Below are 23,669 nucleotides of genomic sequence, written 5' to 3'. Positions count from 1 at the left end.
CATGCTGAACTTGTTTCAGCATCCATCGTGGAACAGGGTTGAGGGCACGGCTGGCGACATGGACCCTGAGACGAGTTCAGGGTGACGCGGTGCAGGGGTGCCCGCGTCAGTCGAGGTTCGGACGAAGCCACCTCGCCGCCGTCTCGACGTCCACCCCGCGGCGCTCGGCATAATCCTCGAGCTGGTCCTGGCCGATGCGCGCAACGCCGAAATAGGCGCTGTCGGGATGGGCGAAGTAGAAGCCGGAGACGGCCGAGACCGGGAGCATGGCGAAATTCTCGGTCAGGCGGACGCCGGCCGGATCCCCGCCGAGCAGTTCGAGCAGCAGGGGCTTGAGGCTGTGGTCGGGGCAGGCCGGATAGCCGGGCGCGGGCCGGATGCCCTGGTAGCGCTCCTTGATCAGCTCCTCGTTCGAAAGGTTCTCGTCCGGCGCATAGCCCCACAGCTCGGTGCGGACATGCTGGTGGAGGCGCTCGGCGAAGGCTTCGGCGAGGCGGTCGGCGAGCGACTTCAGCATGATGTCGCTGTAATCGTCCTTGTCCGCCTGGAAGCGGGCGAGGTGCGGTTCGAGGCCGTGGATGGCGACGGTGAAGCCGCCGAGCCAGTCGTCCTCCTCCGCGACGAAATCGGCGAGGCACATGTTCGCCCGGCCTTCGCGCTTGCGGACCTGCTGGCGGAGGAAGGGCAGGCGGACCTGCTCCCGCTCCGGCTTGCGGGAGGCCTCCCCCGCCAGCGGGAAGGGAGAAACGAGGATATCATCCTCATCCCGCGATGCCGGCCACAGGCCGGCGACGCCCCTGGCCGTCAGCCAGCATTCGTCGATGATGCGGTCGAGCATGGCTTCGGCGTCGTGGAAGAGGTTGCGCGCTTCCTTGCCGACGATGGGATCGTCGAGAATGGCCGGATAGACGCCGTGCAATTCCCAGGCGCGGAAGAAGGGGGTCCAGTCGATCACGCGGCGGAGGTCGGCGAGGTCCCAGGCGTCGAAGCGATGCAGGCCCGGACGGAGCGGTCTTGGCGCCGGGCCGGCGGAATCGCCGTCGAAGCGGTTGGCGCGGGCTTCGGCGAGGGGCGACAGGTCGCTCTGCCCCCGCCCTTCGCGCTGCTCGCGCAGCTGGCGATAGTCGCTGGCCGTACGGCCGATCAGCTCTTCCTTCTGCGGACCGTCGCTGACGAGGGCGCCGGCGACGCCGACCGCCCGGCTGGCGTCGAGGACGTGGATGACCGGACCGGAGTAGGCGGGCGCGATGCGCAGCGCGGTATGGGCGCGGCTGGTGGTGGCGCCGCCGATCAGGAGCGGCCGCTTCATGCCGGCGCGCTCCATCTCCTCGGCCACGGTCACCATCTCGTCCAGCGAGGGGGTGATCAGGCCCGAAAGGCCGATCATGTCAGCGCCATTCTCGTTCGCCGCCTCGAGGATCCTGGGCCAGGGCGTCATCACGCCGAGGTCGATCACCTCGAAGCCGTTGCAGGCGAGGACCACGCCGACGATGTTCTTGCCGATGTCGTGGACGTCGCCCTTGACCGTGGCCATGACGATCCGGCCCTTGCCCGAGCTCTCGCCGGCGACCTTCTCCGCCTCGATGTAGGGGAGGAGGTGGGCGACCGCCTTCTTCATGACGCGGGCGGACTTCACCACCTGCGGCAGGAACATCTTGCCCGACCCGAACAGGTCCCCGACGATGTTCATGCCGTCCATCAGCGGCCCCTCGATCACCTCGATCGGGCGCTTGGCCAGCTGGCGGGCTTCCTCCGTGTCCTCGACGATATTGGCGTCGATGCCCTTGACCAAAGCATGGGCGAGCCGCTCGCGGACCGGCCAGCTGCGCCAGGCCGCCTCGCGCACTTCGACCGCCGCATCGGTGCCGCGGAAGCGTTCGGCAAGCGCGATCAGCCGCTCGGTCGAATCCTCGCGGCGGTCGAGGATGACGTCCTCGCAGGCGTCGCGGAGTTCGGGGTCGATGGCGTCATAGACGTCGAGCTGGCCGGCGTTGACGATCGCCATGTCGAGGCCGGCGGGAATGGCGTGGTAGAGGAAGACCGAGTGCATTGCGCGGCGGACGGGCTCGTTGCCGCGGAAGGAGAAGCTGAGATTGGAAAGACCACCGGAGATGTGGACCCCGGGGCAGCGCTTGCGGATGTCGCGCGCCGCCTCGATGAAGTCGAGGGCGTAGCGGCGATGCTCGTCGATCCCGGTCGCGACCGCGAAGATGTTGGGATCGAAGATGATGTCTTCCGGCGGGAAGCCGTCGGCGACGAGCAGGTCGTAGGCGCGGGCACAGATCTCGACCTTGCGCGCGGCCGTGTCGGCCTGGCCGGTCTCGTCGAAGGCCATGACCACGACCGCGGCGCCGAAGGCACGGGCGGTGCGGGCCTGGTCGAGGAACTGCTCCTCCCCTTCCTTGAGGCTGATCGAATTGACGATCGGCTTGCCCGACACGCACTTGAGACCGGCGAGGATGACGCTCCATTTGGAGCTGTCGATCATCACTGGCACGCGGGCGATGTCGGGCTCGGCGGCGATGCGCTTGAGGAAGACGGTCATGGCCGCTTCGCTGTCGAGCAAAGCCTCGTCCATGTTGACGTCGATGACCTGCGCCCCATTCTCGACCTGGTCGCGCGCGACCTCGACCGCCGCGTCATAGTCGCCGGCGAGGATCAGCTTCTTGAAGCGAGCGGAGCCGGTGACGTTGGTGCGTTCGCCGACGTTGACGAAGCGGGCGGCGCCCGCGTTGGTGCTTGTCACGCGGCCAGCACCATCGGCTCGAGGCCTGCGAGCATGGTGCGGCCGGGGGCTTGCGGGACGTTGCGGGGGGCACCGCCGGAAACCGTGTTGGCGATGGCGGCGATGTGCGCAGGGGTAGTGCCGCAGCAGCCGCCGACGACGTTGACCAGTCCGTCCTTCAGCCACTCGGCGACCTGACCGGCAGTCTCCTCCGCGGCCTCGTCATAGGCACCCAGCTCGTTGGGAAGGCCGGCGTTCGGATAGGCCATGACCAAGGTGTCGGCCATCCGGCTCAGCGCCGCGAGGTGCGGGCGGAGCTGGGCGGCGCCGAAGCTGCAGTTGAGGCCGATCGTCAGCGGCCGAGCATGGCGGACGCTGGCCCAGAAGGCCTCGACCGTGTGGCCGGAAAGGTTGCGGCCGGACAGGTCGGTGAGGGTCATGGAGATCATGATCGGGGCAAGGCCGAGCGCGGCGTGGATCGCGGCCTTGGCGTTCAGCGTATCGAACACGGTCTCGATCAGGATGAAGTCGGCGCCGCCTTCGAGCAAGGCCTCGACCTGCTCGCGATAGACCTCGCGGACATGGTCGAAGTCGACCTCGCGATAGGCGGGATCGTTGACGTCGGGCGACAGGGACAGGGTCTTGTTGGTGGGACCGAGCGCACCCGCGACGAAGCGCTGCCGACCGTCCTTGTCGGCCGCTTCGTCGGCGACCCCGCGGACGATCCGGGCGGCGGCGACGTTGATGTCGCGCACCAGCGACTCCGCGCCATAATCGGTCTGGCTGATGCGGTTGGCATTGAAGCTGTTGGTGCCGAGCACCTCGGCACCGGCGTCGGCATAGCCCTGCGCGATCGCGCGGACGAGCTTGGGCTGGGTCAGGTTAAGGAGATCGTTGTTGCCCTTCTGGTCATGATTGAGGGCAAGGTCGCCGCGATAGCAGGCCTCCGTCAGGCCGGCGCCCTGGATGGCGGTACCGAAGGCGCCGTCCTTGACGAGGATCCGGGTGGCGGCGGCGGCGCGGAAGGCGGCGGCGGCGGCCTCGCGGGACTGGCGGGCGCTCACTTCAGCGCCTCGGCGGCTTCGCAGGGCGCGCGGACGCCGAGGAGGTGACAGATGGCATAAGCGAGTTCGGCCCTGTTCAAGGTGTAGAAGTGGAAGTGGCGGATCCCGCCGGCATAGAGCTGGCCGCACAATTCGGCGGCGATGGTGGCGGCGATCAGCTGGCGTGCGGCGGGTAGCGAGTCGAGGCCTTCGAACATGGCGTCCATCCACTCCGGAATGGCGGCGCCGCACTGGCCGGCGAAGCGGCGGGTCTGGGCGACGTTGCTGACCGGGAGGATGCCGGGAACGATCTCGGCCTGGATGCCGGCGGCGGCGGCACGGTCGCGGAAGCGGAAGAAATTGTCGGCGGAGAAGAAGAACTGGCTGATCGCACGGGTCGCGCCGGCGTCGATCTTGCGCTTCAGATTGTCGAGGTCGCTGTCGGGACAGGAGGCCTCGGGGTGGACCTCGGGATAACAGGCGACCGAAATTTCGAACGGCGCGACCTTGCGCAGGCCGGCGACCAGCTCGGCGGCATCGGCATAGCCGTCGCGGTGCGGCGCGTAGGCGCGGCCCTCTTCGGGCGGATCGCCGCGCAGGGCGACGATATGGCGCACGCCGGCATCCCAATAGTCGCGGGCGATCGCATCGATCTCGTCGCGGCTGGCATCGACGCAGGTGAGGTGGGCGGCGGCGGGAAGCCTCGTCTCGCGCACGATTCGGGAGACGGTCTGGTGGGTCCGCTCGCGGGTCGAGCCGCCGGCGCCATAGGTGACCGAGACGAAGCGCGGGCCGAGCGGCGCCAGCATCTGGATCGAGCGCCACAGGGTCTCGTTCATCGCGTCCGACTTGGGCGGGAAGAATTCGAAGCTGACGCCAATGTCGCCGCGGGCATGGGCGAACAGGGGCTCGGGGCCGTTCGCCGGGACGGGCACGGCGGGTGCGGGGGCGCTCATGCGGCCTTCCGGCGGCTGGCGCGGAGTGCCGGACGCGACCCGGCCCAGAGGGTGACGGTGAGTTCGCCCCCTTCGAGGTGACGGACGACTTGCGCTTCGAGCCCGGCATCGCCGAGCCAGCCGACCACCGCCTCGTCGGTGAAGCCGAGGCGGGCGTGCTGCGCCGAATCCCGCAATTCCTCGCGATCGTGGGGAGCGAAGTCGATGATCAGCAGCCGCCCGCCCGGGCGGAGGAGGCGCGCCCCCTCGGCGATCGCCGCCGCGGGCGAGTGGGCATAGTGGAGCACCTGGTGGAGGAGGACGACGTCGGCCTCCGCGTCCGGAAGCGGAAGGGCGTACATGTCGCCCTGGCGGAGCGAGACGGCCTGGACGCCCGCTTCCTCGAGCTTGACCCGGGCGAGGCGCAGCATCTCGGTCGAGCGGTCGATGCCGATGCTGCGGGTGGCGGTGGTGCCGAACAGTTCGATCATCCGGCCGGTGCCGGTGCCGATGTCGACCAGATGCCCGATGGGCCCCTGCCCTAGCGCCTCGCGGATGGCGGCCTCGACCTCGCTTTCGGCGACGTGGAGCGAGCGGATCTGGTCCCACTCGGCGGCATGGGCGGCGAAATAGCGGGCGGCCGCCTCGGCCCGGTCGGCGCGTACGGCGGCGAGGCGGGCGCGGTCGGCCTCGAACTGGCGCTCCGACGCCGGGTCACCGGTCGCTTCGACCAGGGCGAAGAGCGGATCGACGAGGTCGGCGGGTCCGAGCTGGAGGAACACCCAGCTGCCTTCCTTGCGCCGCTCGATCAGCCGGGCGTCGGCGAGGATCTTGAGGTGGCGGCTGACCCGCGGCTGGCTCTGGCCGAGCACCTGCGCGAGCTCGCCGACGGTCAGCTCCATTTCGCGCAGCAGCGCCAGCAGCCGAAGCCGGCTGGGGTCGGCAAGCGCCTGAAACAGATCGGCAAGCGGCAGGGGAAGGCTCATCACTTAACGATATAAAGATATCTTTATATGGACAAGTACGAGAGGCCAAGAAAACGGTTCGTCGCAAATGAGAATTGCGCAGCCGCCACGCTTCACCTAAATCCGCCCGCTGGCTTGACCCAAATATGGGCGGGTCGCTTGGGACCTGGTGTCTTCTCTGAGGCACAAGGCTCTGAAAACATAGGGATGGAAACCGATATGAAGAAGTTTGCACTGACCGCCGTTGCGGTTCTGGGTCTGGGTCTGGCCGCTTGCCAGGACAATGCGCCCGACAACAATGTCTCGACCGAGAACACCATCGAGACCGAAGCTGCGGCCGACACCAACGCCGCCATCACTGGCACCGAGAACCTCGGTGCGGCTGCCGACAACGCGCTGGACGCGGCCGGCAATGCCGTCGAGAACGCTGGCGACGCCATCGAGAACGCGGCCGACAACGCCGCCTAAGCCTCAGCGCTTAGGGTAACAGGAGGGGCCGTCCGGGCGACTGGGCGGCCCCTTTTGCTTGGGTGGCTTCAGGCGGTCGGGCGGTTCCGCTCGGCCTTGAGCGCGGCAAGCTCGCGGTCGAGGGCGTCCTGCCGTTCGAGCGCGGCGAATTCCTCGGCGAGGCCGGGCGCCGGCGCGCCGAGCGTCAGGGCTTCGGCCTGGCCTTCGACGAGGTCGGCGCTGCGCTCCACCTGTTCGAGGCTCGACAGGGCGGCGGCGGTGCGCTCGCCGAACACCAGTTCGCGGGCACGGACGCTGTCCTCGGCGCTTTCGAGGCGGGTTTCGGCGAGCACCTGCCGGCGGATGCTCTCGCTCAGCTTGGCCTCGAGCGCGATGATGTCGCGGCGGTAGCCGGCCAGCAGCTCTTCGAGCCGGGCGATGTCGCCTCTGAGGCCATCGGCGCGGGGCTGGAGCTTGGCCTTCTCGGCAAGCGCGGCCTTGGCCAGCTGGTCGCGGCCCTTGTCGACGGCCAGCCCGGCGCGCGCCTGCCAGTCGGCCTGCGCCGCTTCGATCCGCTTGAGGTCGCCGCGCCAGCCGGCGGCATTCTTCTCGACCTCGGCGGCGTTGCGCACCATCCGCGCGAGTTCCCGCTCCATGTCGGCGACCACCGCGTCGGTGCTGACCGGCGACTGCGCGGCGAGCTTGCGCCCGAAGCCGCGCCGCTCGGCGGGCGTCCAGATGTCGGAAGGGGCGTGAACGAGTGCGGGCTGGTTGCTGACCGGCATGGCGGCGCGCGCCTGCGACGGCGACAGGGCGGTGCCGTCGGTGGTCCAGACCGTGCTTCGGCTATGCCCCCCGCCGCTGCTCCAGCCCTCGCTCCAGCCGCTGCTCAGCCCGCTGCCCGAGAAGAAGCTCCACAGGCGGCGACCGACCGACTTGAAGCCGGCGATGACCACCCACAGCCAGAAGATACCGAACAGGAGACCCATCATGCCCTCGATCATGAAGGGCGGAGCATTAATCGACAGCGGCTAACGAATGGTGAGCGGCCCAGCAAAAAGGGGCCGGGCTTTCGCCCGACCCCTTCTGATGGTTGCTGGATGGCGGGACTTAGAAGTCCATGCCGCCCATGCCGCCCATGCCGCCCGGCATACCGCCGGCCGCGGGCTTGTCTTCCGGAATGTCGCTCACCGCCGCTTCGGTGGTGATGAGCAGGCCGGCGACCGAGGCCGCGTCCTGGAGAGCGGTGCGGACGACCTTGGTCGGGTCGATCACGCCGGCCTGGACGAGGTTCTCGTAGGTGTCGGTCTGGGCGTTGAAGCCGAGATTGGTGTCGCCACCATCCAGCAGCTTGCCCGAGATCACCGCACCGTCATGACCGGCGTTGGACGCGATCTGACGGACCGGCGCGTAGAGCGCCTTGCGGATGATGTCGACGCCGCGGGTCTGGTCGTCGTTCTGGCCCTTGAGGCCCTCGATCGCCTTGGTGGCATACAGCAGGGCCGTACCGCCGCCGGGGACGATGCCTTCCTCGACCGCAGCGCGGGTCGCGTGAAGCGCGTCGTCGACGCGATCCTTGCGCTCCTTCACCTCGACCTCGGTCGAACCGCCGACCTTGATCACGGCCACGCCGCCGGCGAGCTTGGCGAGACGCTCCTGGAGCTTCTCGCGGTCATAGTCCGAAGTGGTCACTTCGATCTGCTGGCGGATCGCGGCGACGCGCCCCTCGATGCCTTCCTTCTGGCCGGCGCCATCGACGATGGTGGTGTTGTCCTTGTCGATGGTGACGCGCTTGGCGGTGCCGAGCATGCCGACCGTGACGTTCTCGAGCTTGATGCCGAGATCCTCGGAGATCATCTCGCCGCCGGTCAGGATGGCGATGTCCTCGAGCATCGCCTTGCGGCGATCACCGAAGCCCGGCGCCTTGACGGCCGCGACCTTGAGGCCGCCGCGCAGCTTGTTGACGACCAGGGTCGCCAGCGCTTCGCCCTCGATGTCCTCGGCGATGATGAGGAGCGGACGGCCGCTCTGCACCACGGCTTCCAGGATCGGAAGCATCGCCTGCAGGTTCGAGAGCTTCTTCTCGTGGATGAGGATGTAGGGGTCGGCGAGCTCGACCGACATCTTCTCCGGGTTGGTGATGAAGTAGGGCGACAGGTAGCCGCGGTCGAACTGCATGCCCTCGACGACGTCCAGCTCGAACTCGAGGCCCTTTGCCTCCTCGACGGTGATGACGCCTTCCTTGCCGACCTTGTCCATGGCTTCAGCGATCTTCTCGCCAACCTCACGGTCGCCGTTGGCCGAGATGATGCCGACCTGGGCGATCTCGCCCGAGTTGGCGACGGGCTTGGAACGGCCCTTGAGGTCTTCGACGACCTTCTGGACGGCGAGGTCGATGCCGCGCTTCAGGTCCATCGGGTTCATGCCGGCCGCAACCGACTTCATGCCCTCGCGGACGATCGCCTGGGCGAGCACGGTGGCGGTGGTGGTGCCGTCGCCGGCGATGTCGTTGGTCTTCGAGGCCACTTCGCGCAGCATCTGCGCGCCCATGTTCTCGAACTTGTCCTTGAGTTCGATCTCCTTCGCGACGGTGACGCCGTCCTTGGTGATGCGCGGCGCGCCGAAGCTCTTGTCGATGACGACGTTGCGGCCCTTGGGCCCCAGAGTCACCTTCACCGCGTCGGCGAGGATGTCGACGCCGCGCAGGATGCGCTCACGCGCGTCGCGGCTGAATTTCACGTCCTTGGCTGCCATGATAGCAATCCCTTTCGTTGTTCCCCTGGAAAAATAGGGGTCCAGTTGATCTTATGATGGAAGGAGAAGGTCACTGGGCTCCAGCCTGCGCGGGAGCACGTCAGTGGTTCAGCCGACGATCCCGAGGATGTCGCTTTCCTTCATGATGATGAGGTCTTCGCCGTCGACCTTGACCTCGGTGCCCGACCACTTGCCGAACAGGATGCGGTCGCCGGCCTTGACCTCGAGCGGCGTGACCTGGCCCGAGTCGTTGCGGGCGCCGGTGCCGACGGAGATGACTTCACCTTCCTGCGGCTTTTCCTTCGCCGTGTCGGGGATGATGATCCCGCCGGCGGTCTTTGCTTCGGCCTCGATCCTGCGGACGAGGACCCGATCGTGAAGCGGCCTGAAAGCCATATGGTAGCCCCTCATGTTGCTCAGTTGAAAATGGGTCCCGCTGGCACTCCGAAGTGGAGAGTGCCAAACGGTCGTCGGGCATATGGTTCCAAGGCTCCCGAACGTCAATGGCGGGTTCATTCATCGCCGCGCAAGGTCATGAACATGCAGCAAAAACTTCTCCTTCCCCTGCTTCTGGCGAGCCTTGCCGCGGGCTGCGCCACCGCCCCTTCCCCGCGCCCCGCCAAGCCCGCCGCACCGGCCAAGTGGAGCATGGGCCATTCGGACCGGGCGGCGGTGGCGGAAGCGCGGGTGTTCGGCGGCACGCTGCCCCTGAAATCCGGCGAGTGGAAATGGAATCCGGCAGCGCCGCGGACCGGTGCGGCGGAGCTGGTCGTCAACCTCGGCCGGCAGCGCGCCTGGCTCTATCGGGGCGGCGAACTGGCGGCGGTGACCACCGTGTCGAGCGGCAAGCCCGGCAAGGATTCCCCGGTCGGCCGCTTCCCCATCCTCGAGAAGAAGCGCTTCCATCGGTCGAACCGCTATTCGAACGCGCCAATGCCCTTCATGCAGCGGATGAACCCGTGGGGCGTCGCACTCCACGGCGGGGAGATCCCGCCCTACCCCGCCAGCCACGGCTGCATCCGCCTGCCGATGAAGTTCGCCGAGCGGCTCTATGCGGTGACGGCGGTGGGGACGCCGGTCTGGGTCGAGGATTGAGCGGGGACGAGGCCGAGCGCCTCGCGCCGTGACCAGCGCCACAGCATCAGGACGCTGACCACGGCAAGGCCGAGCGCCAGCCCGATCCAGATCCCGCGCCCGGCGAGCGGGGTGCGGAAGGCGAGCCAGGCGCCGGCACCGATCCCGACCACCCAATAGCCGAAGGCCGCGAACAGCATCGGCACGCGCGTGTCGTGGAGACCGCGAAGGATGGCGGCGCCGATCACCTGCGCCCCGTCGGCGAGCTGGAAGACGGCGGCGATGAGCAGGAACTGCACGGCCAGCGCCAGCACCGCCGCGCTTTCGGGCTTGGACATGTCGAGGAACAGCGAGGCGAGCTCGCGCGGGAAGACCCACATGATCAGCGCCGAAGCCAGAGCGAAGCCGAGCGCTAGGACGATGGCGACCCGCCCCGCGCGGCCGACCCAGAGCGGATCGCCGGCGCCGTGGCCATAGCCGACGCGCACCGTCGCCGCCTGGCTGAGGCCGAGCGGCACCATGAACATCAGGGCGGCGAGCTGCAGCGCGATGACGTGGGCGGCGACGCTGATCGTGTCGATCAGTCCCATCAGATAGACGGCGGCGGAAAAGACCCCGACCTCGAAGCTCCAGGTCAGGCTGATCGGGATGCCGAGCTTCGCCAGTTCGCGGAACCGCGGCCAGTCGGCGCGCCACCAGCGGGCGAACAGGTGCATCATCCTCAGGCGCGGCAGGCGGACCACGGCTGTCACCTGCGCCGCCAGCATGGCGACGTTGGTAAGGACGGTGGCGAGCGCCGACCCCTGCATGCCCAGCGCCGGCAGGCCGAACTGGCCGAAGATCAGGCCGTAGTTAAGGAAGGCGTTGACCCCCACTCCGCCGAGCGCGACCACCAGCGGCACCCAGGCCCGGTCGAAGGCGGTCAGCAGGTTGCGCATGACGAAGCCGAGCAGGGTCGGCCACAGCGCCCATCGGAGGACGTCCATGAAGCCGCCGGCAAGGCGGCTGAGCGCCGGGTCCTGGCCGAAGGCGAGGAAGATGCCTTCCGCGAAGGAAAGCAGCAGGGTCGCCGCGGCGGCGTAGAAGGTGACCAGCCACAGCCCCATGCGGAAGCTGCGCCGGCTGTCCCGCGCCGCGCCCTTCCGCCGGCCGAGCGCGGCGGCGATCATCGGCGAGATGGCGACCGACAGGCCGACCCCGGTGAACAGCAGCAGGCTGTAGAGATTGACCGCAAGCGCCGCCGCCGCCAGCTCGCGCGGGCCGAGCCAGCCGAGCATCAGCACGTCGGTGGTGGTGATGGCATTGGCGGCGAGGTTGGAAAGGATCAGCGGCCACGCCAGCCGGAAGGTCGCCCGCGCTTCCTCGGCGATGGTGCTGGGAGCGGTGGGGAGAACGGGCATCCGGAGCCCCTTAGCCGGCTATGGTTGTACGAGCCACTGGTCTGGGTCTGGAGCCTGCCTGCCTTTTTGCGCTTCCGAACCATTGCGCACATCAGGATCAGCTGATTATTGCGAGCCGGGGGTGGTCGTTTGCAAGTCGGTCTTCCACGAGCTGCGTTCGGATTTCTGATCCTTTTCGGTCTGTACCAGTCCGCTGAAGGGATCGGCCGACACCTTCTCCAGAGCTTTCCCGTTCAAGCCGGGTTGATGCTGCTTTGCCTGGCGGCGGCTTGGCCTGTCGGACGATTCGTCCTGCGTTTCAGAGGCTTCGATGCCTTTGCACTTGAGTGGCACCGTTCCGTCCCGCTGTGGCTTCTTGGCGCGATTGTCCTCGCCACGTCGGCAAAGCTGCTTTCGGTCGCAGCGGGCGTCGGCTTGGGCGCCTATTCAGTGCAGGCGACATCCGAACAGCCAGACTTCGCGTCCGCCGCGCCGCTGATCGCATTGGCCCTGATCTCCACGTTTGTGCCGTCGGTCGCCGAGGACATCATCACCCGTGGCTTCTGGTGGCGTGTGCCTTGGAGAGCGCTCAGGGGTGCAACCTTCGTCCTGATCACTTCCGCCATCTATGTGTTGAATCATCTCTATCGGCTGGGGAATGGCCCAACCGAGTGGCTGATGCTGTTCTGCTTCGGACTGGCGTACGGCGTCGCGATCATGAAGACCGGGTCCTTGTGGACAGCGGTCGGAGTTCACTGGGGCTGGAACCTGACCAATGAAGTACTTGGTCACTTCGCCCGGATCGAAGTGATGTCATCGAACACGCCTTTCATCTCCGCAGCGGCTCATTTGGCGATGGCTGCACTGATGCTGCTTCTGCCGCGAAGGGAGATGCCCGACGGTCGCTGCCAGCTCGGCTGCTGAAGCTCAATTCTTTGCTTCTCATCCCTCTACGACTTTCCGGCGAGCGCGTCGCGGATCGCTATCCTGCATGAAACTGGATCAAGCAGTGCTGCTGGCCTTGCCGCCCTCGCGAACACTGACGCGCACGAGAACAGCAGTGGAGAGCAGAATGCTGGAAACGAGAACGGCAATCGCCAGGAGACCACGGTCCGTGACCCGTACGCTTCCGCTCACCGCGCCGCGACGACCGAAGCGCACCAGAAGCCGGGCGGTTTGACACGTGGAAGGTTTGTCCGTGTGTTGACGATTAGTCACGCACTCCGAACGCCCTTGATCGAGACGAGTTCAGCCGATCCACCAATGTCCGCTTTCCACCCATTCGGACATTCAGGCCGACCATCTGACTTCGACCCAGTGCGAACGTTGTCGCGACCTCCCGATGCGGCGCAATCCCCATTGCTGCGCAGCGGGGCGGTCGCGGAGACGTGCGGCCTGCACCGAATGCGGACCGCCGGGAAGCGCCCGGTGACGTTCAGGTCTGACCGTTGAACCAAGTGCCGATCAGGATTGGAGCAGCGACAGCCGCGAAGTCGAGCCAGTGCGAAGGTCGCTTCCGCGGCGATCGAGACTCGAGAGACCGCCGCTCTTCGAAGTAGCGCTCCGGCGCCCCCGCCTCGAGCTGGGCTAGTCTGCGATCGCCTCTCGCCTTCCAGACGGGTGCAAGCCGGTCCCCTGCTTTCTCGGCGAAGACAAACAGAGCCGCGGCGATCAAGAGGAGGATGGAGGTGTCCAGCATTCCGGCGAGGCTAACACGGGGAAGCGATGGCCGCAAAAGTCTGCAATCCATTCGTTGCGCGCCATGGCCCGGCGAGCGGCGAACGCCCTGAAGATCGGCCGCGGTGCGCTGCGGATCGGAACAGACTGAGGCACAAGGCTTGACATTTTGTGCCTTTTTGGTTAGTTGACAATTTCAAGCATTGAGGCTGCCACCGTGGTGAACATCCGCAGGAGCAAGGGGCGGCGGCTGGTTGCAATGGCGGAGCGGCGGAACCTGTTCACCGACGAGCAGCAGGTTGTATTCCTTGGCCATTTTGCGGCCACCTGCAATCTTGCAGCGAGTGCGGCGGCGGCCGGGGTGAGCCGGAAGGTCATCTATGAGCGGCAGCGGCACGACCCGGCGTTCGCCGCCGCCTTTGCCGTGGCCGAGGAGACCGGTGTCTGCAGTCTTCGAGCCGAACTGGTTCGCCGGTCGCTGACGCTGCTGCAGGCGGCGACGCCCGACGAGGTGGCGCTGGCGAGCCTTCCGGGCCTGGACTGCAAGTTCATCCTCAACCTTCTCACCCAGCATGAGCGGGTGCTCGGAAGCGCGAGCGGGGACCGGCGGCCGCAGCGGTCGGACGCGTCCGAAGCCGCGGCACGGCTCGACAAGCTGATGAAGCGGATGCGGCTGGAGGACAAGAAGGCGCGGGCGGCCAGGCGGGCGGCGAAGGCACGGGCCGATGACGGCGGGGGCGCGAGGGCGAACGAGGGTGGGCGCCCCGGCGGGCTTGCCTAGATCAGGCCCATGCGGCGGAAGCTGGTGCAATCGTCGCCGGCGAAGACGAGATGGTCGAGGAGGGTGAGGTCGATCGCTTCGGCGGCGAGGGCGAGGACCCTGGTGGCAACCTTGTCGGATCGCGACGGCATCGCCTGCCCGCTCGGATGATTGTGGGCGAGGACGATGCCGGCGCTATCGAGCCGAATGGCGTCGCCGATGATCGCGCGGACGGGAATGTCCACGCTGTCGACGCCGCCATCGTAGCTGGCGAGGTGGATGCAATAAGCTTCGTCGTCGAGGTGGGCGACCCACAGGCGTTCGCGGGTCGAATCGGCGAAGCAGGGAGCGAAGAAGGACCGGCTCGCTTCGACGCCGGTCAGTGCAACGGGTGTTTCGGCACGCTGAAGCATGAGGCGAAGCTACGCCTCCAGGCGCGCGGTCCCTAGCGGAAGCGGGTCCGGAGTGGAGAGATTCGGCGACAGGCTGGTCCATTTCGGTGTGGTTCGCAGGGAGACCCCCGACAAGCCCTCCCCCGGCCCCTCCCGCAAGCGGGAGGGGAGTGGCTCTTGCCCGGGAACTGTGGCTTTCGCCGGGGGACCGGTGGCGCTAGCGTGGGCGCATGCAGGCCTATCACGATCTCATGGCGCAGGTGCTCTCGGAAGGAGTGCCGCAGGCCGACCGGACCGGGACCGGGACGCTGTCGCTGTTCGGGGCGCAGATGCGGTTCGACCTTCGCGACGGCTTTCCGCTGGTCACGACCAAGAAGCTGCACCTTCGCTCGATCATCGTCGAGCTTTTGTGGTTCCTCAACGGCGACACCAACGTGCGCTGGCTGCAGGAGCGGAAGGTCAGCATCTGGGATGAATGGGCGGACGAGAAGGGCGATCTCGGCCCGGTCTATGGCAAGCAGTGGCGCGACTGGGCGGCGGCGGACGGGCGCCATATCGACCAGATCGCCGAGCTGGTCGCGCTGATCCGCAAGGATCCGGCCAGCCGGCGGCAGATCGTCACCGCCTGGAACCCGGGCGAGATCGGGCGGATGGCGCTGGCGCCCTGCCACTGCCTGTTCCAGACGCAGGTGGCGGCGGGGCGGCTGAACCTCCAGCTCTACCAGCGCAGCGCCGACCTGTTCCTGGGCGTGCCGTTCAACATCGCCAGCTACGCGCTGCTGACCCACATGCTGGCGCGTGAGTGCGGGCTGGAGCCGGGCACCTTCGTGTGGACCGGCGGCGACGTGCACCTTTATTCGAACCATCTCGAGCAGGCGCGGCTGCAGCTGACACGCGAGGTCCGGCCGCTGCCCAAGCTGGTGATCAAGGACCGCGGGCAGGATCTGTTCGGCTACGAGTTCGAGGATTTCGTGATCGAGGGCTACGATCCGCACCCGCATATTGCGGCGCCGGTGGCGGTCTGAGACGGCGGACCGTCCGGGCACGGGCATGAGGCGGACGGGGCGGCTCCTCGCCTTCGTCACACTCGCGCTCCTCGCGGCGTCGTGCCGGAAGCCGGAGGTTCGGCCGGCGCCGGTGCGGGATACGAGCGCGGTGACGCTGCCGGCCACCAGCTCGAGCTTCACCGTGCCGATCGTCATCCGCCGCAGCCTGCTGCAGCAGGCGCTGGAGCGGAGCGTGCCGCGGCGGCTGTGGACGATCGACCAGCAGGAACGGCGCTGCGTTCCGGCGCAGCGGGTCAGGCTGCTGGGCAAGCGGCTGAAGGTCACTCCGGACATCGGCTGCCGGATCGTCGGGCAGGTGATGCGCGGGAGCATCGGCCTGACCGGACAGGGCGAGCGGCTGCTGATCCGGCTGCCGGTCCGGGCGCAGGTCAGCGCCCGCGACGTCGGTGGGGTGCTGAAGGGCGAGACGGCCACGGGCACAGCGATCGTCAGCGCACGGGTGCGGCTCGGGCTCGGCGCCGACTGGCGGCCGCGGGCGCGCGTCGAGATCGACTATGACTGGCGCGAGCCGCCGGGAATCGACTTCCTCGGCCAGCGGATCCGCTTCGTGCAGCGGGCCGACCGCGAGCTTGCCGGCGTGATCGCCCGGATCGAACGCGAGCTCGAGCGGGAGATCGCCAAAGTGCCGATCCGGCCGCTGGTGGCGGACGCCTGGCGCAGCGCGCATATGGTGTTCGAGCTCAACCGCGAGAACCCGCCGGCGTTCATGCGGGTGACTCCGAGCGCGTTCGGGCTGCAACGCTACGAACTGCAGGGGAACGAGCTTCGGCTGCTGGTCGGCGGCGTGGCGCTGACCGAGACTTTCGTCGGCAAGGCAAGGCCGGAGCCGAAGCCTGTCCAGCCCCTGCCCCCGCCTTCCAGCATTGCGAGCGGCAGCAGGCTGCAGTTCAACGCGGCGGTGCTGGCGGACTATGCCGAACTGGAGCCGGTCGTGCTGCGCGCGCTGCGCAAGCTCAACGAGGAGGGCATCGCCCTGCCGCGCATCGGGCGGATCGAGGCGCTGTTCGACAAGGTCACCATCTATGCGACCGAGAATGGCCGACTGGCCGTAGGGATAGACGCGCGCGCCCGGCGGCTCGACGCCAGCCTGAAGGCATTCGACCTGGAGTCGAAAGGGACGATCTGGCTGACCGGGCGGCCGGTCAATGCGGCGGGCGAGACGCGGATGCGGGTCGAGAACCTCGCCATCTTCGGCCAGACCGACAATCGCGCGACCAACCTCGTGCTGAGCCTGCTCAATCGGCCCGAAACGCTCGCCGCCATTGCCGAGGCGCTGACGCAGGACTTCCAGAAGGAGCAGGAAAAGGTGCTGGTCGCCGCCCGGGAGGCGATCGCGGACCGCCGCCTCGGTGACTTCCGCCTGCGCGCGACGATCGACAAGGTCGAGCATGGCGAGATCAGGGTGACCGGCCAGGGCCTTCTGCTGCCGGTGTCGGCGCAGGGAACGGCGCGGATGGTGCTGGCGCGGTGAGTCGGCGGCGTATCAGCGCTACCGACGAGAAAGGATCATCCCCGCTCCGGAGTGGCAATCCTCGGCGGGGATGACCTTGGCCGCGGGCACCGAAGGCACGGGTGCCCAGGCTTTGTCAGCGGGGGCGGGCAGCGTCATTGGCCGCGGTGCGGAGTGGTTGAGGCTGGGCGCGGGCGGCGGTTCGCTCCGCTTCGTAGCGGGCGCGGACCTTGATCCGGCATTCCCTGGCGAGGCGCTGTCCTTCGAGATCGGTCGTGGACACGGTGCACAGTTCGGCGATCCGGTCCTGGACCGGCACGGACTGGGCGTGGGCGGTTGCTGCGAACAGCAGCACGGCCGCGGTCGTGATCATCTTCTTCATGTCATCCACCTGTTCAGACAATGAGGGGATGACGCCGGCGTCCCGACCCTTCTACGCTGCACCGCAACAAGGTGTGAGCATTGTTGTCGCAGAGCCGTTCGGCAATTTTGCATAAGCGAAGGGCGCGATGTTGCGGTAAAAGAACGACCATGACGCGCGAACCCGAATGGAGCGACTGGCGGGTCTTCCTGGCGGTGGCGAGGCATGGCAGCACGCTCTCCGCCGGCAGGGCGTTGCGGATGAGCCAGTCGACCGCCTCGCGGCGGATCACGGCGCTCGAGGAAGCGCTGGGCGTGCGCCTGTTCGAGCGGCGGGCCTCCGGCTACCGCCTGACCGATGCGGGCGAGGCGGTGAAGCCGCGGGCCGAGGCGCTGGAGCAAGCGGCGCGGGCGGTCGAAACGCAGGCCAAGGCGCAGGCCCGGGCGCTTGGCGGAACGGTGCGGATCACCACCGAGGAGGTGTTCGCGGTCACTCTGCTGACGCCGTGGCTGCGCGAGTTGCATGGCGAGCATCCGGAGGTCCGGATCGAGCTCGACTGCACGCGCGAACTGCGCGATCTCGGCGCGGGCGAAGCGGACATCGCGCTGCGATCCGCCGCCGCGCTGCAGGCAGAGGGCCTGGTCGGGCGGGTGCTGCAGGACGACGCCTGGGCGCTCTACTGCAGCCGCGACTATGCCGCGCGCCATGGGCTTCCGACTAGCCGGCGCGATCTCCTGCAGCACAACATCATCGGCGGCGGCGGCGGCGGCCTTTGGCGCGTCTATTCTGCCTGGCTGGAACAGATGGGACTGCTTGACCGTGTGACCATGCAGTATGACGGCAGCAACGGCCTTCTGTCCGGAATCAGGTCAGGGCTGGGGGTCGGCGTGCTGCCGTGCATCGTCGCGCGGGCAGATCCCGATCTCCTGCAGTGCCTCCAGCCCACGCCCAAGCAGGATCGCAAGTTGTGGCTGCTGACGCACGAACGGGTGCGGCACAATCCGAACGTTCGGCTGGTCACCGACTTCCTTTACGAGCGGCTGATGCGGCACATTCGCGAAACCGAGCCGGCGGTCAGTCCTCCGCCGCCGCCGGAGCTTCTTCGCGCCGCCCCTTGAAGCCCTGCGCGACGACATACCATTCGCTCGAATCCTTGCGGCTGGCGGGCGGCTTGGCGTGCTTGACGGTGGCGAAGTGGCGCTTGAGTTCGGCGAGCAGCTGGTTGTCGGTGCCGCCGGCGAGCACCTTGGCGACATAGGCGCCGCCCGGCTTCAGCACGTCCTTGGCGAATTCGAGGCCGAGTTCGACCAGGCCCATGGTGCGCAAATGGTCGGTCTGGGGGTGGCCGACGGTATTGGCTGCCATGTCGGAAAGGACGAGGTCGGCCTCGCCGCCGAGCGCTTCCTTGAGCTTCGCGTCGGCATCCTCGTCGGTGAAGTCCATGTGGAGGATGGTCACGCCGTCCAGCGGATCGACGGGAAGGAAGTCGATTCCGACCACCGCCGCCTGCGGGCATTTCTTGCGGACGACCTGGCTCCAGCCGCCGGGCGCGATGCCGAGGTCGACGACGGCCCGTGCGCCTTTCAGGAAGCGATATTTCTCGTCGAGCTCGATCAGCTTGTAGGCGGCGCGGCTGCGATAGCCTTCGGCCTTGGCCTTCTTGACGTATGGGTCATTGAGCTGCCGTTGCAGCCACTTGGTCGAGCCGACCTTGCGGCCCTTGGCCGTCTTCACGCGGGTGGTCATAGGAGGTGGCCGTCACGGGCCATGAGGCTTCGCAAGATGCCTTCGCGGATGCCGCGGTCGGCGATTCCGAGGTGGGCGGCGGGCCAGATGTCGAGGATGGCTTCGAGGATGGCGCAGCCGGCGACCACCAGGTCGGCCCGTTCGGCGCCGATGCACGGCAAAGCGGAGCGCTCCTCGAAGTCCATTTCGGCGATCATGGTCGAGATGTGGCGCATGGCGCCGATCGGCACGTGGATGCCGTCGACCGCGCGCCGATCGTAGCTGGGCAGCGCGAGATGGACCGAGGCGAGGGTCGTCACCGTACCGCTGGTGCCGAGCAGGCGAATGTTGTCGCTGCGGTCGGGCAGCAGTTCGATGAAGCGGTCGAAGGCGTGGCGGGCACGGGTGCGCATGCGGGCGTAGGCGGCGACCCGGTCGGGACCCTCGATCGCCGCGCGGCCCTCGCTCTCGGTCAGCGAGACGACGCCCCAGGGCGCGCTCCACCAGGCCTTGATGCGCGGGCTGGCATCGTCGTCGCCCGGCTCGACCAGCACCAGTTCGGTCGATCCGCCGCCGATGTCGAAGATGATGGCGGGGCCATCCCCCGGCTCGAGCAGCTTGTGGCAGCCGAGGACGGCGAGTCGCGCTTCCTCCTGCGGCGGGATGATCTCCAGCGCGATGCCGGTCTCGCGGCGGACCCGCTCGGCGAAGTGGCGGCCGTTGGCGGCGCGGCGGCAGGCTTCGGTGGCGACCGAGCGGGCGAGGCCGACGCGGCGGCGGCGGAGCTTGTCGGAGCAGACCGACAGCGCCTCGACCGCACGGTCCATCGCCTCGTCGGTCAGGCGCCCGCTGGTGGCGAGGCCCTCGCCGAGGCGAACGATGCGGGAGAAGGCGTCAACCACGGTGAAGCCGCCGCTGGTCGGACGCGCGATCAGCAGGCGGCAGTTGTTGGTGCCGAGATCGATCGCGGCATACGTCTGCTGCGGCGGAGCGGCCGCACCATCGCGGCGGTCCTTGCTCCGGTGCCCGGCCGATAAGCCCGGCATCGGCGCGCTGGCAGGGTGAGATGCCATCGCTCATGTTCCATCATCTGCACCGCCCGGAACATACCGGTCGGCTGACCTGCCGACGGGCTTAAGCCAGATTGCTGCGACGGCGCAAGTTGGGCCTCAAGCATTGACAGGGCGGAGCGCTGACCCTAGCTGCCCTCCCGTCGCCGGGGCATGCCTCCGTGCTGATGCCCGATCGTCTAATGGTAAGACTACGGACTCTGACTCCGTCAATCGTGGTTCGAATCCACGTCGGGCATCCATCTCCCTCCTCCTGTAGATCCTTGTGATGCCGAGCGCCGGCGCGCGATTTCGGGCCGGAAACGACCGCTTGTTTCGGCAGGCTCTTGCGAATGCTTCTCAATAGCGTCTAAACGGCCGCCATGACTCGAGCGTCGGTCAGGGCCTGGTATCTGGTGCACAAGTGGACGAGCCTCGTCTGCACGCTGTTCCTGCTGATGCTGTGCCTGACCGGGCTGCCGCTCATCTTCCATGACGAGATCGAGGCGGTGACGGGCGGCCCGCCCCCGCTCGAGGGGGCGGCGTCCTCGTCCGATGCACCGGGGCTGCTGCCACTCGACACGATGCTCGAGCGCGCGCTTGCCGAGCGGCCGGGCGAGGTGCCGCTCTACATGGCGTTCGACAATGAAAGCCCGCTGCTGACGGTCACCACCGGTCCGGCGCCCGATGCGCCCGAGACTCGGATGACGCTGATGCTGTTCGATCGGACCGACGGCCGGCTGGTCGCGCCGCCCGGCGAGGAGGGCTTCATGGAGTTCCTGCTCCAGCTGCACACCGACATGTTCCTTGGCCTGCCCGGCATGCTGTTCCTCGGCGCCATGGGCCTGTCGTTCGTGGCGGCTCTGGTGTCGGGCGTGGTGCTCTACGCGCCGTTCATGCGCAAGCTGGAGTTCGGCACGCTACGCACGCAGCGGAGCCGGCGGCTGAAGTGGCTCGACTGGCACAACCTCCTCGGCATCACGGCCTTTGCCTGGATGACGGTGGTCGGGGTCACGGGAATCATCAACGCGCTGGCGACGCCGCTGGTGGATCAGTGGCGGAACGGTGCGCTGGCGGAGATGGCCGGCCTCGAGGCGGGCGCCCCTGCCCTGCCCCCGTCGCGCTACGGATCGCTCGACAAGGCGATGGCGTCGGCGCGTTCGGCGCTTCCGGGCAACGACCCGCAATTCATCGCCTTCCCCGGCGGCGCCTACAGCAGCGCCCACCATTATGCCGTCTTCTTCCAGGGCGACAGCCCGCTGACGCGGCGGCTGCTGACACCCGCGCTGATCGATGCCGAGAGCGGCCGGCTCAGCGACGTCCGCCCGATGCCGATCAGCATGAAGGCGCTGCAGCTGAGCCAGCCGCTCCACTTCGGCGACTATGGCGGGCTGCCGCTCAAGCTGTTGTGGGCCGCGCTGACCCTGTTCACCATCGTGGTGCTCGGCTCGGGCCTCTATCTCTGGCTCGGCCGCCGCCACGCCTCGCTGCCGATGCGCCTTGCCGAGGTGACCAGCGGCGGGCGGTTCGACGCCGTGCCGAGCGCCGCCGAATGACCCGCCCGACCTTCGCCATCCCCGCTCTGCTGGCCCTGCTGAGCCTCGCCGGCCTGGTCGTCGCGCTCACCGGCGAAGGCTGGCGCGATCTCGTTTCATGGGCGGCGCTGTCCGCTCCCCTCATTGCCGTCATCTGGGCCGCGACCCGCGTCGCCCATCGAAAGGACCGACCGAAGTGAAGCGCCTCGTTCTGCTTGCCCTTGCGACCGCCCCCGTTCCCGCCTTCGCGCAGGAGGCGGTGAAGCCGACCGGCGAGGAGGTCATCGTCACCGCGCAGCGCAACAACCAGACCCAGGTCCGCCGCGAGGGGCAGGTCGGGATCCTCGGCGACAAGAAGGCGGAGGACGTACCGTTCAGCCTTCGCAGCTATTCGGACGCGCTCATCTACAACCAGCAGCCGCTGAGCCTCGGCCAGGTGCTGGAGAATGATCCCACCATCCGCACCAGCTACGGCTTCGGCAATGCGTCCGAGCAGTTCGTCATCCGCGGCTTCACCCTGTTCGGGGACGATGTGGCGCTGGACGGCCTGTACGGGATCACGCCCCGCCAGCTGGTTGCGCCCGAGCTGTACGACAATGTGCAGGTGCTGGGCGGGGCGACCGCCTTCCTGAACGGCGCCGCGCCGGGCGGATCGGGCATTGGCGGGAGCATCAACCTGCAGCCCAAGCGGGCGCGGCGCGACCTCACCCGGGTGACGGCGAGCTACCTGTCGGACGGCCACGTCGGTGCGAGCTTCGATGTGGCGCGGCGGTTCGGCGGCGGCAGCTGGGGCGTGCGGATCAACGGCGCGCATCGCCGGGGCGAGGTCGCGATCGACGACGAATATCGCCGTGCGACCCTGCTCGGCGCCGGCTTCGACTATCGCGGCGCGGACGTCCGCCTGTCGCTCGACCTTGGCTATCAGAAGATCAGGGTCGAGCAGCTGCGTCCCAAGGTGACGGTGACGAGCTTCGTCCCCGCCGTGCCCGGAGCCGACGCCAACTATGCCCAGCCGTGGACCTTCACCGAGCTGGAGGATCTGTTCGGGGTCGCCCGCGCCGAGTGGGACGCGGCCGACAATGTGCTGCTCTACGCCCAGGCCGGCGCGCGCGACGGATCGGAGGACGGCATCTATGGCGGGATCACCGTCACCGGCGTGGACGGCAGCGCGACCGGCTCCGCCTCGCTGGTGCCGCGGACCGACAATAACGAGGCCGGCCAGGCGGGAGTGCGCGCGCGCTTCGCTGTCGCGGGCACCTCGCATGAGCTGAATGCCGGCGTCAGCCACATCCGCCAGGTCAACCGCAACGCCTTCGACTTCCTCGGCGGCTTTGGCGGCTATGCCACCAACCTCTACGACGCGCCGGTGGTGGCGCTGCCCGGCACCGGCTTCGTCGGCGGCGACCTCGATGATCCCTATCCGATCAGCCGCAGCCGGCTGACCAGCCTGTTCCTGTCCGACACGATCGGCTTCGCCTCGGACCGCGTGCTGCTGACCGCCGGCCTTCGCCACCAGCGCATCAAGGTGAAGGGCTATGATTATTATGACGGGGGATCGCTGACGAGCGCCTATGACGAGAGCGCCGTGACTCCGGTGGTCGGGATCGTGGTCAAGCCGCAGGCCGGCCTGTCGCTGTTCGCCAATCGGATCGAGGGGCTGCAGCAGGGGCCGACGGCGCCAATCGACCCGACCCTCGTCAACTCGGGCGAAGTGTTCGCGCCGATCAAGTCGGTGCAATATGAGCTGGGCGCCAAGGCGAGCCTCGGCCCGGTCAACGGCAGCATCGCCGCCTTCCGCATCACCCGCCCGAGCGCCTTCGCCATTGCCGACGAGGGCAATCCGGCGCTGTTCCGGTTCGGGCTGTTCGGCGAGCAGCGCAACCAGGGGGTGGAGCTGACGCTCGACGGCGAGCTGGCGCGCGGGCTCCGGCTGATCGCGGGCGCGTCATGGATCGACGCCGAGCTGCGCGACACGCCGGGCGGGGCGCAGGACGGCAACAAGGTGCCGGGCGTGCCGGAGCTGACCGCCAATGCGAATGTCGAATGGGATGTGCCGATGGTGCGCGGCCTGACGCTGACCGGGCGCGTGGTGGCGACCGGCGAGCAGCCGGTCGACGCCGCCAACACGCTCGAGATCGGCGGCTGGACCCGCTTCGACCTCGGTGCCCGCTATGTCGCGCTGGTCGGCGCACGACCGGTGACGCTGCGCGCCGGCGTCGATAATGTCGCCAACAGGCGCTATTGGGCGTCGGCCTTCGAGACGTTCGGGACGTCGGTGCTGCAGGGCCAGCCGCGCACCTTCCGGCTGTCGGTCTCGACCGACCTCTGACG

The 23,669-nt window shown here is 68.1% G+C and carries 23 protein-coding genes and 1 tRNA gene; 11 read left to right on the top strand and 13 right to left on the bottom strand.

Features of this window, described 5'->3' with window-relative positions:
* Window positions 1–106: 106 nt before the first annotated feature.
* The 4 genes from metH to JOY29_RS12195 are packed head-to-tail and all read right to left on the bottom strand — an operon-like array spanning window position 107 to window position 5,689.
* On the bottom strand, window positions 107–2,746 hold the full coding sequence (gene metH / locus JOY29_RS12210) for a methionine synthase (RefSeq protein ID WP_300973809.1): 2,640 nt from the start codon (window positions 2,744–2,746) through the stop codon (window positions 107–109).
* Window positions 2,743–3,789 carry a homocysteine S-methyltransferase family protein gene (locus JOY29_RS12205; protein ID WP_300973808.1) on the bottom strand — a complete coding sequence of 349 codons (1,047 nt, stop codon included), beginning with the start codon at window positions 3,787–3,789 and terminating at the stop codon, window positions 2,743–2,745. Before JOY29_RS12205 ends, metH begins: the two co-directional genes overlap by 4 nt.
* Window positions 3,786–4,724 (bottom strand): methylenetetrahydrofolate reductase [NAD(P)H], encoded by a 939-nt coding sequence (gene metF / locus JOY29_RS12200; RefSeq protein ID WP_300973807.1) that lies wholly within the window; start codon window positions 4,722–4,724, stop codon window positions 3,786–3,788. The genes JOY29_RS12205 and metF overlap by 4 nt, the downstream gene beginning before the upstream one ends.
* Window positions 4,721–5,689: a metalloregulator ArsR/SmtB family transcription factor gene (locus JOY29_RS12195; protein WP_300973806.1), complete on the bottom strand. Its 969-nt coding sequence runs from the start codon at window positions 5,687–5,689 to the stop codon at window positions 4,721–4,723. Before JOY29_RS12195 ends, metF begins: the two co-directional genes overlap by 4 nt.
* Window positions 5,690–5,875: 186 nt before the next feature.
* On the opposite strand from JOY29_RS12195, the gene JOY29_RS12190 reads away from it, so the two are divergent.
* Complete coding sequence (locus JOY29_RS12190; protein ID WP_300973805.1) at window positions 5,876–6,136, top strand: circumsporozoite protein; 261 nt, start codon at window positions 5,876–5,878, stop codon at window positions 6,134–6,136.
* Between the two features lie 68 nt (window positions 6,137–6,204).
* Here the strand turns inward: JOY29_RS12190 and JOY29_RS12185 are convergent, their stop codons facing one another.
* From JOY29_RS12185 to groES, 3 genes are all read right to left on the bottom strand, one after another.
* Window positions 6,205–7,119: a PspA/IM30 family protein gene (locus JOY29_RS12185; protein ID WP_300973804.1), complete on the bottom strand. Its 915-nt coding sequence runs from the start codon at window positions 7,117–7,119 to the stop codon at window positions 6,205–6,207.
* 106 nt (window positions 7,120–7,225) lie between these two features.
* Window positions 7,226–8,869 (bottom strand): chaperonin GroEL, encoded by a 1,644-nt coding sequence (gene groL, locus JOY29_RS12180; protein WP_300973802.1) that lies wholly within the window; start codon window positions 8,867–8,869, stop codon window positions 7,226–7,228.
* Between the two features lie 108 nt (window positions 8,870–8,977).
* The gene (gene groES, locus JOY29_RS12175; protein WP_300973801.1) at window positions 8,978–9,265 is read right to left on the bottom strand and encodes a co-chaperone GroES; all 288 of its coding nucleotides are present in this window, start codon (window positions 9,263–9,265) and stop codon (window positions 8,978–8,980) included.
* 144 nt (window positions 9,266–9,409) lie between these two features.
* Between groES and JOY29_RS12170 the strand changes: the two genes are divergently transcribed.
* Window positions 9,410–9,964, top strand: coding sequence for a L,D-transpeptidase family protein (locus tag JOY29_RS12170; RefSeq protein WP_300973800.1), 555 nt, complete (start codon window positions 9,410–9,412; stop codon window positions 9,962–9,964).
* Here JOY29_RS12170 and JOY29_RS12165 read toward each other — a convergent pair.
* Window positions 9,919–11,343 (bottom strand): MATE family efflux transporter, encoded by a 1,425-nt coding sequence (locus JOY29_RS12165; RefSeq protein ID WP_300973799.1) that lies wholly within the window; start codon window positions 11,341–11,343, stop codon window positions 9,919–9,921. The two genes, JOY29_RS12170 and JOY29_RS12165, sit on opposite strands and share 46 nt — an antisense overlap.
* Before the next feature lie 129 nt (window positions 11,344–11,472).
* On the opposite strand from JOY29_RS12165, the gene JOY29_RS12160 reads away from it, so the two are divergent.
* Window positions 11,473–12,246, top strand: a complete 774-nt coding sequence (locus JOY29_RS12160; protein ID WP_300973798.1) for a CPBP family intramembrane glutamic endopeptidase — start codon at window positions 11,473–11,475, stop codon at window positions 12,244–12,246.
* 511 nt (window positions 12,247–12,757) lie between these two features.
* On the opposite strand, the gene JOY29_RS12155 is transcribed toward JOY29_RS12160, so the two are convergent.
* The gene (locus JOY29_RS12155; protein ID WP_300973796.1) at window positions 12,758–13,021 is read right to left on the bottom strand and encodes a hypothetical protein; all 264 of its coding nucleotides are present in this window, start codon (window positions 13,019–13,021) and stop codon (window positions 12,758–12,760) included.
* A 165-nt stretch (window positions 13,022–13,186) separates the two neighbouring features.
* Here JOY29_RS12155 and JOY29_RS12150 point away from each other — a divergent pair, with 165 nt between their 5' ends.
* Window positions 13,187–13,780, top strand: coding sequence for a hypothetical protein (locus tag JOY29_RS12150; protein WP_300973795.1), 594 nt, complete (start codon window positions 13,187–13,189; stop codon window positions 13,778–13,780).
* Here JOY29_RS12150 and JOY29_RS12145 read toward each other — a convergent pair.
* On the bottom strand, window positions 13,777–14,172 hold the full coding sequence (locus JOY29_RS12145; protein WP_300973794.1) for a JAB domain-containing protein: 396 nt from the start codon (window positions 14,170–14,172) through the stop codon (window positions 13,777–13,779). The genes JOY29_RS12150 and JOY29_RS12145 overlap by 4 nt on opposite strands.
* A 209-nt stretch (window positions 14,173–14,381) precedes the next feature.
* On the opposite strand from JOY29_RS12145, the gene JOY29_RS12140 reads away from it, so the two are divergent.
* Together JOY29_RS12140 and JOY29_RS12135 are read left to right on the top strand one after the other, a co-directional pair.
* Window positions 14,382–15,176: a thymidylate synthase gene (locus JOY29_RS12140; protein WP_300973793.1), complete on the top strand. Its 795-nt coding sequence runs from the start codon at window positions 14,382–14,384 to the stop codon at window positions 15,174–15,176.
* A gap of 25 nt (window positions 15,177–15,201) precedes the next feature.
* Window positions 15,202–16,689 carry a DUF4403 family protein gene (locus JOY29_RS12135; protein ID WP_300973792.1) on the top strand — a complete coding sequence of 496 codons (1,488 nt, stop codon included), beginning with the start codon at window positions 15,202–15,204 and terminating at the stop codon, window positions 16,687–16,689.
* 115 nt (window positions 16,690–16,804) lie between these two features.
* On the opposite strand, the gene JOY29_RS12130 is transcribed toward JOY29_RS12135, so the two are convergent.
* On the bottom strand, window positions 16,805–17,050 hold the full coding sequence (locus tag JOY29_RS12130; RefSeq protein ID WP_300973791.1) for a hypothetical protein: 246 nt from the start codon (window positions 17,048–17,050) through the stop codon (window positions 16,805–16,807).
* A 149-nt stretch (window positions 17,051–17,199) separates the two neighbouring features.
* On the opposite strand from JOY29_RS12130, the gene JOY29_RS12125 reads away from it, so the two are divergent.
* Complete coding sequence (locus JOY29_RS12125) at window positions 17,200–18,147, top strand: LysR family transcriptional regulator (RefSeq protein WP_300973790.1); 948 nt, start codon at window positions 17,200–17,202, stop codon at window positions 18,145–18,147.
* Here JOY29_RS12125 and JOY29_RS12120 read toward each other — a convergent pair.
* Both JOY29_RS12120 and JOY29_RS12115 read right to left on the bottom strand, forming a co-directional pair.
* Window positions 18,104–18,775, bottom strand: coding sequence for an RlmE family RNA methyltransferase (locus JOY29_RS12120; protein WP_300973789.1), 672 nt, complete (start codon window positions 18,773–18,775; stop codon window positions 18,104–18,106). The genes JOY29_RS12125 and JOY29_RS12120 overlap by 44 nt on opposite strands.
* On the bottom strand, window positions 18,772–19,800 hold the full coding sequence (locus JOY29_RS12115; RefSeq protein WP_300973788.1) for a Ppx/GppA phosphatase family protein: 1,029 nt from the start codon (window positions 19,798–19,800) through the stop codon (window positions 18,772–18,774). Before JOY29_RS12115 ends, JOY29_RS12120 begins: the two co-directional genes overlap by 4 nt.
* A gap of 192 nt (window positions 19,801–19,992) precedes the next feature.
* On the opposite strand from JOY29_RS12115, the gene JOY29_RS12110 reads away from it, so the two are divergent.
* The 4 genes from JOY29_RS12110 to JOY29_RS12095 all read left to right on the top strand — a co-directional run bounded on the left by JOY29_RS12110 (window position 19,993) and on the right by JOY29_RS12095 (window position 23,667).
* Window positions 19,993–20,066, top strand: a tRNA-Gln gene (locus JOY29_RS12110).
* 120 nt (window positions 20,067–20,186) lie between these two features.
* A complete protein-coding gene (locus JOY29_RS12105) occupies window positions 20,187–21,359 on the top strand; it encodes a PepSY domain-containing protein (RefSeq protein ID WP_300973787.1) in 1,173 nt (390 codons plus the stop codon).
* Entirely contained in the window at window positions 21,356–21,538 is a 183-nt protein-coding gene (locus tag JOY29_RS12100; RefSeq protein WP_300973786.1) for a hypothetical protein, read from the top strand. Before JOY29_RS12105 ends, JOY29_RS12100 begins: the two co-directional genes overlap by 4 nt.
* Window positions 21,535–23,667 (top strand): TonB-dependent siderophore receptor, encoded by a 2,133-nt coding sequence (locus JOY29_RS12095; protein ID WP_300973785.1) that lies wholly within the window; start codon window positions 21,535–21,537, stop codon window positions 23,665–23,667. The genes JOY29_RS12100 and JOY29_RS12095 overlap by 4 nt, the downstream gene beginning before the upstream one ends.
* The last annotated feature ends 2 nt before the right edge of the window (window positions 23,668–23,669 follow it).

This window comes from Sphingomonas sp. LHG3406-1 (genome assembly GCF_029637485.1).
Lineage (GTDB): Bacteria > Pseudomonadota > Alphaproteobacteria > Sphingomonadales > Sphingomonadaceae > Sphingomicrobium.
The sequence above is the reverse complement of the archived record's forward strand: the minus strand, read 5'-3'. Positions and strand labels throughout refer to the sequence as shown.